12 protein-coding genes are annotated in these 12841 nt (G+C 62.5%); 2 read left to right on the forward strand and 10 right to left on the reverse strand.

Translation table 11 applies throughout. The features are described from left to right. Positions 1-138: 138 nt before the first annotated feature. The 6 genes from MMB74_RS12660 to MMB74_RS12685 form a co-directional block, all read right to left on the reverse strand. Entirely contained in the window at positions 139-585 is a 447-nt protein-coding gene (locus tag MMB74_RS12660) for a hypothetical protein (RefSeq protein ID WP_277428963.1), read from the reverse strand. 337 nt (positions 586-922) lie between these two features. Further along, positions 923-1801 carry a formyltetrahydrofolate deformylase gene (gene purU, locus MMB74_RS12665; RefSeq protein WP_277428964.1) on the reverse strand — a complete coding sequence of 293 codons (879 nt, stop codon included), beginning with the start codon at positions 1799-1801 and terminating at the stop codon, positions 923-925. Positions 1802-1933: 132 nt separating this feature from the next. Next, positions 1934-3496, reverse strand: a complete 1563-nt coding sequence (locus MMB74_RS12670; protein ID WP_277428965.1) for a methyl-accepting chemotaxis protein — start codon at positions 3494-3496, stop codon at positions 1934-1936. Positions 3497-3765: 269 nt separating this feature from the next. Beyond that, positions 3766-4050: a DUF3331 domain-containing protein gene (locus tag MMB74_RS12675; RefSeq protein WP_277428966.1), complete on the reverse strand. Its 285-nt coding sequence runs from the start codon at positions 4048-4050 to the stop codon at positions 3766-3768. A gap of 217 nt (positions 4051-4267) precedes the next feature. Continuing rightward, complete coding sequence (locus MMB74_RS12680; protein ID WP_277428967.1) at positions 4268-5515, reverse strand: FAD-binding oxidoreductase; 1248 nt, start codon at positions 5513-5515, stop codon at positions 4268-4270. A 29-nt stretch (positions 5516-5544) separates the two neighbouring features. Beyond that, positions 5545-5895, reverse strand: coding sequence for a 2Fe-2S iron-sulfur cluster binding domain-containing protein (locus tag MMB74_RS12685; RefSeq protein WP_277428968.1), 351 nt, complete (start codon positions 5893-5895; stop codon positions 5545-5547). Between the two features lie 323 nt (positions 5896-6218). Between MMB74_RS12685 and MMB74_RS12690 the strand changes: the two genes are divergently transcribed. Continuing rightward, positions 6219-6509: a DUF1488 domain-containing protein gene (locus MMB74_RS12690; protein WP_277428969.1), complete on the forward strand. Its 291-nt coding sequence runs from the start codon at positions 6219-6221 to the stop codon at positions 6507-6509. 81 nt (positions 6510-6590) lie between these two features. Here MMB74_RS12690 and MMB74_RS12695 read toward each other — a convergent pair whose 3' ends face one another. The 3 genes from MMB74_RS12695 to MMB74_RS12705 form a co-directional block, all read right to left on the reverse strand. Then, positions 6591-7892 (reverse strand): NCS2 family permease, encoded by a 1302-nt coding sequence (locus MMB74_RS12695; RefSeq protein ID WP_277428998.1) that lies wholly within the window; start codon positions 7890-7892, stop codon positions 6591-6593. Between the two features lie 160 nt (positions 7893-8052). After that, positions 8053-8808: a slipin family protein gene (locus tag MMB74_RS12700; RefSeq protein ID WP_277428970.1), complete on the reverse strand. Its 756-nt coding sequence runs from the start codon at positions 8806-8808 to the stop codon at positions 8053-8055. Then, a complete protein-coding gene (locus MMB74_RS12705; RefSeq protein WP_277428999.1) occupies positions 8805-10262 on the reverse strand; it encodes a nodulation protein NfeD in 1458 nt (485 codons plus the stop codon). The genes MMB74_RS12700 and MMB74_RS12705 overlap by 4 nt, the downstream gene beginning before the upstream one ends. A gap of 321 nt (positions 10263-10583) precedes the next feature. Here MMB74_RS12705 and MMB74_RS12710 point away from each other — a divergent pair, with 321 nt between their 5' ends. Beyond that, positions 10584-11204, forward strand: a complete 621-nt coding sequence (locus tag MMB74_RS12710; protein WP_277428971.1) for a hemolysin III family protein — start codon at positions 10584-10586, stop codon at positions 11202-11204. Between the two features lie 230 nt (positions 11205-11434). Here MMB74_RS12710 and MMB74_RS12715 read toward each other — a convergent pair whose 3' ends face one another. Further along, positions 11435-12361: a glutaminase gene (locus MMB74_RS12715; RefSeq protein ID WP_277428972.1), complete on the reverse strand. Its 927-nt coding sequence runs from the start codon at positions 12359-12361 to the stop codon at positions 11435-11437. Positions 12362-12841 lie beyond the last annotated feature (480 nt).

Consider the following 12841-nt stretch of genomic DNA (forward strand, 5'->3'; position numbering starts at 1 on the left):
TCCCTGCGCGGGGCGCGTGGCCTGAAGGAAAGGCCACTGCGCCCCGTTTTTCTTGATAGTGGGAGTTCGATTCGACGGTTCGGTGTAAGGTCTGCGGTGCTTCGTCGCGCTGTTGGGCTTCAGATTGATACCCCCTCGTTACCTGACTATCGTGAAAATAGATTTATCACTACTATTCGATATGGCGCCTACGCATTCTCCGATTCGTTGAAAGGAAAGTAGCGCCAAGTTGGATGTTCCGATTTTGAATCGATCGGGTCCTACCTCGGAATAATTAAATGTCAATTGCTGCTTTTGTGTCGCATCGAGATTTTCCCACGCTATGGATGATAGAATTGGCGACAGGCTGATTGCAGCAATGGACCCGTTGGATGCGGTCGTCCATTGCAAATAGTGGGAAGGGGTCAGTGATACGATGTAGCACTTGCTGTTATCGAGAATGGGGTTGATGGAAAAAAAGGCCGTGGCTTCCCCCGACAACACCATGGTGGTTTGTGGCAACGAATCATCGATGATTCCGCTGAAGTCATTGGACCAATACATGTTATTGTTCGCCCGAACCAAGCAGCCAGAATATCCAGTCATACGACCTCCGTTTGAAGTTTGCCACGAGATTGGTAGGCGAATGATAGGTGGCGCTGCATCGCGTTGTCATTGGTTTTATCGAAATCTACGTTTTATCGATGAGTGATGCTTGGTAGTTTTTTGAATATTGGGATTTTGCGAAGATCCGTGATCGAGAAGGCGGCTATTGAACGGGCGAAAACGCGCCCATGCGAGCGCGCGCTTGTCCTTTTTCCGAATTTCGACGGCTCTACGTGAGAATGGGAGCGACCAGCGCTTCCATATCCGGCGACAAGGAAAATACCCCCTTATAGCGTCTGCGGATAGAAAGTCTGCTATGGGGAAACACCGAGTGTGATTACTGCAAAACGACCGTCCGCTCGCCGTTGATGAACACGCGCCGTTCGATGAACGCCTTCACCGCCCGGGCAAGCGTGATGCACTCCACGTCACGCCCGACAGCCAATAAACGCTCCGGGCTATGCGAATGATCGACGCGCTCGACCACTTGCTCGATGATCGGGCCTTCGTCCAAGTCGTCCGTCACGAAATGCGCCGTTGCGCCGATCAGCTTCACGCCGCGCGCGTGCGCTTGATGATAAGGCTTGGCGCCCTTGAAACCAGGCAGAAACGAGTGATGGATATTGATCGCGCGGCCCGCCAACGTGCGGCTCGTCGCTTCCGACAGAATCTGCATATATCGCGCAAGCACCATCAGCTCGGCGCCCGTCGTGTCGAATAGATCGAGTAGCCGCGCTTCCTGCCGCGCCTTGGTGTCGGCGGTCAACGGCAAATAGTGAAAGGGCAACTCGTGCTGAACGGCCATCGGCTCGAGCGTCGTATGATTCGACGCAATGCCGACGATGTCCATCTTCAATTCGCCCATGCGCCAGCGGAACAGCAAATCGGCCAGACAGTGCTCGAGTTTCGACACCATCAGCAACACTTTGGGCCGCACATTCGCATCGTGAATCGCCCACGTCATATCGAACGATGCGGCGGTCGGCGTGAATTCGGCTTTGAGCGCGTTCAGATTCAGCGGCGCGTCGTCTCCGCGCGCGCCATGAAAGACGCAGCGCATGAAGAAGCGCTCGCTGAGATCGTCGTCGAAAACGGACAATTCGTCGATATAGCCGCCGTGTTTGTCGAGCAGCGCGACAACGGCCGCGACTTGACCCGCTGCGCTCGGGCAAGCAAGCGTCAAGATGAATTGATGAGAACGGTCAGGTGTGGACATAGGAATAGCCCTGGTCTCCATGAGAAAGCGCGCGCGATACGCGTATGCGTCCCTTCGCGCCGCATGTACCAGTAGAGCAGGGCGCGGTTCGCGCCGATAGAACCGAATCGCCGTGGCAATGGTATCCGGGCGTCAGTGCGCGTTCGACGGCAGTTGGAAGCGGGACACCGCTTCGCCCAGGCGCCGGCTTTGATCTTCAAGCGAAACCGCGGTCGCCGACACCTCCTCGGCCAATGCCGCATTGCGTTGCATCGCTTGCTCCATGTGGGACACCGACGCATTGACTTGCTCGATGCCGATCGACTGCTGCTCCGAGGCGAGACTGATTTCGGCGATGATCGTGCGCACGCGATCCACGGCGTCGGCGAGTTCGGTCATCGTCGCACCGGCCTCGCCGACGAGCGCACTGCCGCTGTCCACGCGCAGCGTCGAATCGCCGATCAGGGTTTTGATTTCCTTCGCGGCCGCCGCGGAGCGCTGCGCCAGGTTGCGCACTTCCGAGGCAACGACGGCGAAGCCGCGTCCGTTTTCTCCCGCGCGCGCCGCTTCTACCGCCGCGTTCAGCGCGAGAATGTTCGTTTGAAACGCGATGCCCTCGATCACGCCGACGATACCGGCGATCTGCGTCGAACTGGCCGAAATCGCATCCATCGTTGAGACGACGCGCGTCATGGCATCGCCGCCCTTGACGGCGATTTCGGCGGCGTTGCCCGCGTAGGCGCGCGCGTTGCGCGCATTGTCGGCCGTTTGACGCACGGTGGCGGTCAATTGCTCGATGCTGGCCGCGGCTTGTTCCAGCGATGCCGCTTGCTCTTCGGTGCGATCGGACAACTCCATGTTGCCGTGCGCGATCGTGCGCACGTCGCCTGCAATCGCTTCGGCGCCCGCCCGCACTTGCCCCACCGTTTGTGCCAATCCAGCCTGCATTTGACCGAGGCGCGCGAGCAAATGCCCCATTTCGTTGGCGCGTTCGACAACGACACCGCGCGTCAAATCGCCTTGTGCAATCCGGTCGAAGTGTTCGACGGCCGAATTGACCGGCGTAACGATGGCGCGGGCGAGCCTGCGTTGCATGAGCAACCCGAGTATCAGCGCGATCGCGGCGGCTGCGCCAAGCACCCACAACGCGCGATGAAAACGCGCATCGGCTTGCTCGAAGCGCGATTTCTCTCGAGTCAATTGCACGTCTTCCAATGCGGTCATCGCGTCTTGGTAGTCTGCGAACAACGCGGGCGACGCTTCTCGCTGCGTCGAAAGGAAATCGACCATGTCGTCGCTGTCCAATTGCGACAGCGCCTTTTGCAATGTCTGAGCCAATAGGGTTTGGCGGCGCGCGAGAAGCGTTTCGAGCGCCTTTTGCTCGGCCGCATCGGGCGCATGCCCGTGCTGGTAGGCGGCAAGTTCATCATTGCTTTGCGCGAGCAATTGATGGAGGCGGGCAATCTGCTTTTGCGCAGGCTGGCCCGCGCTGATCAATTGTTCGACTTCGCTCAGGCCACCGCGCAACACGAGCAGCCGTTCGGAACTCGTCTTCAAGTGCAGCAGCGAGGCCGTATCGTCGCGATACATGGCGGCAAGGTCTGCTCGACCAGCGTAGAGCAGGACGAGCGCGCCCCCGATGACGAGCATCAGCAACGCCGTGTAGCCGGCTATGGTGGCGGCAAGGCCGCCTCGAATCGAGAGTGATTTGAACATGGCGATACTCGCGTGCGGGCGTTCAGGAAAGCGCAAGGAACAGCGCCTACCGCAGGAATATCGGCAGCCCCGCTGCTCGCCTATTGTCAATAGGCGACAGCGGCATGATCAATTACGACAACGACGCGAGGCGAATGCGCCCTAAAAGTGCAAGGGAGACGATGGCGAGCGGGGTAAACGCCCGATCGCCTAGTGCAAAAATCCGTTTTAAATCGACGATTACTGTCAACTACTGAAAACAGTAGGGCGTGCTGTCAGAACAATTAGAATCAATCCTCGACCGTGGCGAGAAATGCCTCGACCGAGATCATTGCACCCGCGTTCGCCGGCGCCGGACGTTCGGCTGGGCGAAACACGGCATCGCCTCGGCGAATCGCCCGGCGCGAAACCACGCACGTCCCCGACGAATTCGCCGAGCGCCGCCGCCACCGCTGTTCACCGTAGTGGCAGCGGCCCGGCTCGACCCAGCGGATGATCAGTGTGGTATCGGATTGTTCGAGTATTTCGATTTGGACGCGGCTAGCGTCTATGGCGCAAGACTTTTTTGTCCTCATAGCGGCTCCTGGCATCGAGCTCCCTAAATGTATTCGGGTCCGAGCTCAACCGCTATCGTTAGATCCGTAGAAACACCATTCTTAAAATGGAAACAATCGAACCGCCGTTGCGCTAATTTGCACACTTTTATGCACACGATATTGCACGGCGTTGCTTTACGACAACTAATGCGCCGGCCGCCGGTATTGGGCGCGACGGACGGCGGCATTCGTTCGATCAAAAGCGGGAAGGGCTATAGGGCCGAGGATCGGTAAATGGCGTCTCGCCCGCCATCATTTCGGCAAGCAGCCTGCCGGTGACGGGGCCCAACGTCAGTCCGTGGTGAGCGTGGCCGAAGGCGAACCACAGCCCGCGGTGGCGATCGGCTTTCCCGATCACGGGCCGCATATCCGGCATGCAGGGCCGCAGCCCAAGCCAGGGCTGGGCGTCGAGGCGCCGGCCGAGACTGAACGCCGGACGCGCGTACGATTCGGCGCGCGCGAGCTGCACCCCCGTCGGCGGGGCCTCGCGTGCGGCGATTTCGACGCCGGTCGTCAGGCGCAGCCCTTGTTGCATCGGGGCGATGACATAGCCCTGTTCACGATCGAGAATCGGCCGGCCAAGCGGCGTGTCGCTGGTCGCCTCGTAGTTCATGTGATAACCGCGTTTGGCGCGCAGCGGGATGCGATAGCCCAACGGGGCAAAAACGGTATCGGACCAAGGGCCGAGGGCCACGACGACCTCGCGTGCGGTGATCGGGCCGTCGGCGGTTTGCACGATCCAGCCGTCGCTCTCCGCACGCGCGGTTGCGGCGTCGCCGATCATCACGCGGCCGCCGGCGCTCTGGAACAAGCCCGCATAGGCCTTGGTGAGCGCGCCCGGATTGGTCACGCGCTTCGGATCGTTCCAATGCAGGCCGCCGCAGAAGACGCCGGAGAGCGCGGGCTCGCGGCCGTGCAGCGCCGCGGCGTCCAGCGTATCGAGCTGCAAGCCTTGCGCGTCGGCGATCTGCTGCGCTCGCTCGGCGGCGACGGCGAACTCGCCGGGCGTTCGGAACGCTTCGATCCATCCGCCGTCGTGAACGAGGGCGCGCGCATCGGCGCCCGCGCGCGCAATCAGCGCCTCGTGTTCGTCGACGCATGCGCGGATCAGCGGCAGCATGTCGCAAGCGGCTGCGGCCAAGCGCTGCGGCGCCGATTCGTACCAGTAGCGTGCGAGCCAGGGCAAGAAAGACGGTAATGCTTTGTAGTCCCAGTAGAGATCGGTGGACCGGTTGCGCGCATAGCGAGCGAGGGTGCTCAAACTGCGGGGAAACGCATAGGGGACCACCGCCGAGCGTTCGATCAACCCGGCGTTGCCGAAACTCGTTCCTTCCCCGGGGGCGCGGCGATCGACGAGCGCGACCTGCCGAGCGCGATCCTGCAGATGAATGGCGCAAGACACGCCGATAATGCCTGCGCCGAGAACGACGACGTCGAAATCCATAGAGTGGCGTCCGTGTTGATCGATGGGATTTAGAAACGGCTCGGGCCGAGGTGACTATCCGAAGCGTGCGCCGGCCGAACCGGTTCGGCGTCGGGCGCGGAGATGACGAGATCGGTATCGGCTACCGCGACGCAGGGCAAGATCCACCCTCCGCGCTGTTCCTCGCGGCTCACGCCGGGCCACTCGATTCGATAGCTGACGTTCCCCGAAACGAGCTGGCACAAACACGTGCGACAAGTCCCATTACGGCACGAGCGCGGCAGCCGCACCCCCGCGGACGCAGCCGCCTCGAGTAGCGTGAGCGTGGCGGGCGCCTCGAAGCGGTAGCCCTGTGGCTCGATGCGAACGACGGGGACTCGAATAGCGTGCGATGCGGTCATGAGGCGGGCGAACGGGAAAATGCAAAGGGTAGGGGGTTGCCTCATCCGAAGGCGCACCCGACCGCAATTGCATCAGAAACGAAAGGAAAACGAAAGTGGCGGTGGGGCCTCGAACGCAAATGCCATGCCTTTTTGTTGGATCAATGGCCAATTTCGCCGGATCGGCAAGGAAAACTTGCTCGTCTGCGCAAACGTCCTAAAGTGTATTCAATCGGCGTGGATGTCGCTCTGTCCTTGCCGGCAGCCCGCGCTTCCAGCAAGAAGGAAGCACCTCCCACCGGCGCGGTTATCGGCGTGTTTTCGTCACGGCAAAGGCGAATCCCATGCAGATTAGTTTTCCCAAAGAAGCGCCCGAGTATTCGGGGCGCGAGTTGATCGTGGCGTTCCCCGCGGTAGTCAATGGCGAGCGCATCTGGTGCAGCATTACGGCCGAAGCGCTCGAAGACCATTTCGGAGCCGCGTCGCCGCGACTCGAAGATATGGTTGGCGCCTTCGACGCGCATCGTCCGCGCATCGAAGCGGCGACGCGCAGATTGCTCTCGGAGACGGGCGGGCAATGCGCGAGGCTGCGCAGCGGCTACGTCCGCTTTTACGAAGCCAACGCTCGCGCCTGAACGCCGCCTCGTCCTTTTCGCCCCACCAGAAAGCGCCGGTGGCGCCGCGTCGCGCGTGCGCCCGCGGGCGGCGCTGCGCGATCACTCCGCGCCTAGATAAAAGAAGCGGAACAGGAAGATGGCGGCGATGATCCAGACCACCGCCTTGACCTGCCGAGCGCGACCTGTCAGCAGCTTGAGACCGGCGTAAGTAATGAAACCGAACGCCACCCCATTGGCGATGGAATAAGTGAACGGCATCATCAGAGCGGTGAGGGTCGCGGGCACGACCTCGGTTGCATCGTCCCAAGGCAAATCGGCCAATTCGCGCAGCATGAGGCACGACACGTAGAGAAGCGCGGGCGCTGTGGCGTAACCGGGCACGACGCCGGCCAGGGGCGCGAAAAACAGGCACGCGAGAAACAGCACGGCGACGGTGATCGCCGTGACGCCCGTGCGCCCGCCAGCCTGCACGCCCGACGCGCTCTCGATGTAGGCCGTCGTGGACGAGGTGCCGAGCAGCGAGCCGGCGACGATAGCCGTGCTGTCGGCCAGCAGCGCCTTGTTCAAGCGGTCCATCTTCCCTTCCACGAGCAGCCCGGCGCGATTGGCCACGCCCATGAGCGTGCCGGTTGCATCGAACAATTCGACGAGGAAAAACACGAGCACCACGTTGATGACGCCGGTGGACAGCGCGGCGCGCACGTCTAGGTGAAAGAGCGTCGGGCTGATCGATGGCGGCGTCGACATGACGCCGTGAAATTCATTGCCGCCGAAGAAGAACGAGAGCACGGTCACGCCGAGAATCCCGATCAAGATCGCGCCGCGCACGCGCAGAAAATCGAGCGTCACGATGGTGAAGAAGCCGATGGTCGCGAGAATCACGGCAGGCTTGTGCAGATCGCCGAGCGTGACGAGGGTGGCGGGGTTGCCGACGATGATGCCGGCCGTCTTCAGCGAAATGATCGCGAGGAAGAGTCCTATGCCGCCGGTAATGGCCACGCGGATGGAGCGCGGTATGCCATTGACGATCGCCTCGCGCACGCGAAACAGCGTCACGAGCAAAAAAAGACACCCGGAGATGAACACCGCGCCGAGCGCGGCTTGCCAAGTGAAGCCCATGCCCTTGACGACTGTATACGCGAAATAGGCGTTCAGCCCCATGCCCGGCGCGCAGGCGATCGGGTAATTCGCGTAGAGGCCCATGATCAGCGTCGCGATGGCGGCGACGAGGCACGTGGCGACGAAGACGGCGTCTTTGGGCATCCCCGCATCGCCGAGAATGGCCGGGTTGACGAAGATGATGTAGGCCATCGTCAGAAACGTCGTGATGCCGGCCAATATCTCGGTGCGCAGGTCGGTGCCTGCCTCTGCGAAGCCGAAGTAACGTCTTGCCGATTCCAGCATCGGAAAGGCTTTGGCTTGTTCCATGAGCGCGTGTCTCCTGTCGTATGTTACGCGTAGCTGAAAAATCAGGCGCACAGTGTAATGGCGATTATTGGCGCAGGCCAGCCACGGCATGCATGTCGCATGCCGCATGGCGCGCAATGGGGCGGCCGCGGGCTCAGCGGCGATTGAGCAGGGTGGAGAGCAGGTCGATCGGAAGCGGGAAGACGATGGTGGAATTTTTGTCGGCGGCGATCGTCGTCAGGGTCTGCAGGTAGCGCAGCTGCATCGCTTGCGGCTCGCGCGCAAGCGTTTGCGCGGCCTCAAGCAGCTTGTGCGACGCTTGCAGTTCGCCGTCGGCATGGATGACTTTGGCGCGGCGTTCCCGCTCGGCTTCGGCCTGGCGGGCGATGGCGCGAATCATCGACTCGTTGATGTCGACGTGCTTGATTTCCACGTTCGATACCTTGATGCCCCAGGCGTCCGTTTGCGCATCGAGGGTTTGTTGAATGTCGGCGTTCAACTGCTCGCGCTCGGCAAGCAGCGCGTCGAGCTCGTGCTTGCCGAGCACGGCGCGCAGCGTCGTCTGCGACAGTTGACTCGTCGCTTCGAAAAATTTCGCGACTTGAATCACGGCCTTTTCCGGGTCGACGACGCGAAAGTACACGACCGCATTGACCTTCACGGAAACGTTGTCGCGCGTAATGACGTCTTGGGGCGGGACGTCGAAGACGACGGTGCGCAGATCCATTCGCACGGCCTGCTGGACGACCGGGATGATTAGAACGAGCCCCGGGCCTTTGACTTTCCAGAAACGTCCCAGCATGAATACAACCCCGCGTTCGTACTCACGGAAGATGCGGATCGAAGACGCGATGACGACAATGACGATTAATAGCAGCAACGTGCCGAAGCTGTAGGTGAATCCGATCATGGCGACACTCCTTTTGGTCGTTCTTCTATGGGCGCCACCGTCAGCGTCAGCCCGTGCCGGCCGGTGACGCGGACGCGCGCGCCCGTGGCGATCGGTGTTGCGCCGCACACGCGCCAGCGCTCGCCGCGCACGCGAGCCCACCCCACGTTCTCGCTGCCCGGCTGGCCGTCGGCGGGCGCCAAGGGGCCGTCGATGACCTCGCCCAGGCTGCCGACGAAGGCTTCGCTTCCGGTGACGACGGGCCGCCGCCGCGCGCGATAGGCGAAGTTGGAAACGAAAAAGACGAACACGGCTCCGGCAGCGGAGATGGCTGCAATCATGGGCAGCGGTACCCCGTAGCCGGGCGCATCGGTATCGATGAGCATCAGCGCCCCGGCGGCGAACGCCACGATGCCGCCGAAGCCCAGTGTGCCGAACGTCGGCAGGAATGCCTCGGCGATGAGGAAAGCGATGCCGAGCAAGATCAGCGCAAGGCCCGTATAGCTGATCGGGAGCAGTTGCAAGGCGAACAGACCGATCAAGAGGCAGATGGCGCCTGCGACGCCCGGCAGCACGAAGCCTGGATTGGCGAATTCGAAAAAGAGGCCGTACATACCGATCGTGAGCAGGATTAGTGCGACGTTCGGGTCCGTGACGACCGCCAGCACGTGGCTGCGCCAGTCGGGTTCGAGTGTGACGACGGCGGCGTGAGCCGTCGCCAGGGTGTGCGGGCCGCTCGCGGTCTCAATCGTGCGGCCGTCGAGCTTGCCGAGCAAATCGGGCAGATCGCGAGCCGTGAGGTCGACGACGTGCTGTTCGAGCGCTTCGTTCGCCGATAGGCTCACGGCCTCGCGCACGGCGCGCTCGGCCCATCGGGCGTTGCGCCCGCGCAGCTGCGCGAGGCCGCGAATGTAGGCGGCGGCATCGCCGATCTGCTTGCGCGTCTCGGTCGATTGCGAATCGGCCGGGAGCGGGGCGGAAGCGGCTCCGTTTCGGCCATCGGGCGCTTTCGGCGCGGCGGGCGGGGCGCCAGCCGGCCCGCCCAACTGGATCGGTGTGGCCGCGCCGAGGTTCGTGCCCGGGGCCATAGCGGCGATATGGCTGGCATAGACGATGTAGGTTCCCGCGCTTGCCGCGCGAGCGCCGCTGGGCGCGATGAACGCGGCAACAGGCACGGGCGAGGCGAGTATCGCCTTGATGATTTGCCGCATGGAGGTGTCGAGCCCGCCCGGCGTATCGAGTTCGACGACGGCAAGTTGCGCGCGCTCCCCTGCGGCTTTGGCAAGCGAGCGCGTGATGAAGTCGGCGCTGGCTGGGCCGATGGCGCCGACGACCGGAATCACGACGACTCGGCTGCCCGTGGCGTCGGCCGCGTTGCCGGGCGCCGCCGCCCCCACGCTGGCGCTGGCGCATACGCAACCTAGGAGAGCAACGAACGTCGCAAAGCGGCGTACGAACCGTACGCCCAGCCGCATGGGCGGCCGTGCTTCGAGCGTCGACGCGATCCTCGGCAACGGGTGGGGTTTCATCGTTTTCACTCGGCGCATGCGTGCGCCGCCGCCGCCGGAACGGCTGCCCTAACGGTTAAAGATTAGGACGATTCCCGGGGCTCCGCTAACAGACGACGGTGCGGCACCGAGCGCAATCTATGGGCGGGTGTCGACCGACGATCGTCGCGCCGCAGGGTCGGGGGCTTGCCGGGTGCGTCAAAAGGTCCGCCCGCCGCGCCGCGTTCGTCCTGGGGCCGGTATGATCCAAGGTCTTTGTGTCGATGACACCGATGGGAGGATCGCGTCGTGCATGTCGGTGAGCGTTTCAACAGCATTACCCATCTCGTGGGCGCGGTCTTGTCGGTGATTGGCCTTGCCGCCCTGGTGACGATGGGCGCCGTGGAGGGCGATGCATACAAGGTGGTGAGCTTCAGCGTGTACGGTGCAATGCTGTGCGTGCTCTACGCGGTTTCGACGCTTTATCACAGCGTGCGCCGTCCGCTGCTGAAGGCCGTTCTGCAGAAATGCGATCACTCCGCGATTTATTTGCTGATCGCGGGCAGCTACACGCCGTTTACGCTCGTTACGCTGCGCGGGCCGTGGGGGTGGTCGTTGTTCGGCGTGAGCTGGGGGCTCGCTGCGCTTGGCATCGCGCAGGAACTCACGCTCGGGCGGCGCACCCGCAGTGTCTCCATGCTGCTCTACGTGTTGATGGGATGGCTTGCGCTCGTGGCTTTTCGCCCATTGATCCATGCGCTTCCCGCGGCTGGAACTGCGTGGCTGATCGCGGGCGGCGTGATATACAGCGCCGGCATCTACTTTTTCATCAACGACGAGCGCATTCGCCACGGACACGGAATCTGGCACTTGTTCGTGCTCGGCGGCAGCTTATGTCAATTCGTCAGCGTCGCGAGATATGTGGCGTGACGTACGGCGCCGGGGGCGCCCATCCTCAGGCGCTCGGCGCTGCCTCGCAGGTCGCCCGCCCGGCAAGTAGCGCATGTATGTCCGCCTAGCTCGCTCCCGTTCGCTATGGCTTGCGCACAGAGCGGGCGATAAAAGCGATGGCTGTCGAAGGCCGCTTCTCTTTTGAGCAGGCCTGCGCGCGGCGCTAGCCTATCGCGATTGCGCCGGGTCCACTGCGCGAGGCCGCAGCTCTAAAAGATCGATCGTCCGGAATAGGTCGTCAGCCATTCCAATGCGAGTGTGCCGGCAAGCGAATTGCCATTGGCGTCGAGGCCCGGCGACCAGACGCAGACAGCCATTTCGCCTGGCAGCACGGCGACGATTCCGCCGCCGACGCCGCTTTTAGCCGGCAGGCCGACGCGAAAAACGAAATCTCCGGCGGCATCGTAGGTGCCACAGGTCAGCATCAGCGCCGACAGGCGCTTGGCCGAGCTGGGATCCAAGACGTGCTCCTGCGTGGCCGGCGAAACGCCGCCATTTGCGAGGAACAACGCTGCGCGGGCCAGTTCGACGCAATTCATCTCGATGGCGCACTGGCGGCAATAGGCGTCGACGACGTTTTCCGGCGGCATCTCCAGATTGCCGAAGCTTGCAATGAAATGCGCCATCGCTCGATTGCGCTCGGCGTGCTGCAGCTCGGACTGCGCCACGCGGGAGCTGTAATCGATATCCGGCGCACCGGAGAGCCGCCGCACGAATTGCACGAGTGCGGTTTCGGCGCGCACGAAGCGCCGGCAAAGCACGTCGGTGACGACTAACGCGCCGGCGTTGATGAACGGATTGCGCGGCAGGCCGCGCTCGGTTTCGAGTTGCACGAGCGAGTTGAACGCCGTGCCCGACGGTTCGCGCCCGACTCGTTGCCAGAGGGCGTCGCCGAGCAATTGAAAGGCGAGCGTGCAGGCGAAGAGCTTCGAGACGCTCTGAATGGAAAAGCGCTCGTGGGCGTCGCCGACGGTGAAGACTTCGCCATCCAAGGTGACGACGGCCATGCCGAAGCGCTCGGCGGGCACTTTCGCGAGCTCTGGTATGTAATTGGCGACGCGGCCTTTCGTTCGCCAAGGAGCGATATCACGATAGATCTGCTCGAGAAGGTGCGAGTAGTTCGGTTGCTGGCTCATTGAGTGGTTCGTTTCATAGGCCGATACATAGATCGATAGGCGCGAGAGAGGCCTCGCCGCGGCCCTTGCCCCTTGCTTCAAACGGGGGCGATGACTCGCGGAGCCAGTATGGAACCCGCAAGCACACGGTGTCGTCAAGCGTTGCGGTTTGGGCTCGGCGTGCCCTTCGTTGGCAGGCGCGAAATGGTCGCTACGCGGTCGCTCGAAATTTCGCTTGCGGCGCATTCGGAACGCGCCTAGAATCACGCCCTTTCGCGCAGTCAGTGCGACTGTGCGAAGGGAAGCGGGGCCTTACGGCGAGCGGGTTTGCGCCGGGGGTGAAAGGCGGAGGGGCGGCGGCGGTTCGATAGCGAAAGTGCTAAAAAACAGTTGACGCGATGTGAAAGACTCTGCATAATCTCGTTTCTCTGCTGCTGACGCAGCAACGCAAGACAGGCGGTGCTAGAAAGGCTTCTTTCGGTGCTGCTCGGTTGAGCGACG

The organism is Trinickia sp. Y13 (assembly GCF_029522115.1).
Classification (GTDB): Bacteria; Pseudomonadota; Gammaproteobacteria; order Burkholderiales; family Burkholderiaceae; genus Trinickia.

Excerpts from the sequence above, each read along its gene's own strand:
- MMB74_RS12660 (WP_277428963.1), bottom strand. The coding sequence starts at position 585 with ATGACTGGATATTCTGGCTGCTTGGTTCGGGCGAACAATAACATGTAT.
- purU (WP_277428964.1), bottom strand. The coding sequence starts at position 1,801 with ATGTCCACACCTGACCGTTCTCATCAATTCATCTTGACGCTTGCTTGC.
- MMB74_RS12670 (WP_277428965.1), bottom strand. The coding sequence starts at position 3,496 with ATGTTCAAATCACTCTCGATTCGAGGCGGCCTTGCCGCCACCATAGCC.
- MMB74_RS12675 (WP_277428966.1), bottom strand. The coding sequence starts at position 4,050 with ATGAGGACAAAAAAGTCTTGCGCCATAGACGCTAGCCGCGTCCAAATC.
- MMB74_RS12680 (WP_277428967.1), bottom strand. The coding sequence starts at position 5,515 with ATGGATTTCGACGTCGTCGTTCTCGGCGCAGGCATTATCGGCGTGTCT.
- MMB74_RS12685 (WP_277428968.1), bottom strand. The coding sequence starts at position 5,895 with ATGACCGCATCGCACGCTATTCGAGTCCCCGTCGTTCGCATCGAGCCA.
- MMB74_RS12690 (WP_277428969.1), top strand. The coding sequence starts at position 6,219 with ATGCAGATTAGTTTTCCCAAAGAAGCGCCCGAGTATTCGGGGCGCGAG.
- MMB74_RS12700 (WP_277428970.1), bottom strand. The coding sequence starts at position 8,808 with ATGATCGGATTCACCTACAGCTTCGGCACGTTGCTGCTATTAATCGTC.
- MMB74_RS12705 (WP_277428999.1), bottom strand. The coding sequence starts at position 10,262 with ATGCGGCTGGGCGTACGGTTCGTACGCCGCTTTGCGACGTTCGTTGCT.
- MMB74_RS12715 (WP_277428972.1), bottom strand. The coding sequence starts at position 12,361 with ATGAGCCAGCAACCGAACTACTCGCACCTTCTCGAGCAGATCTATCGT.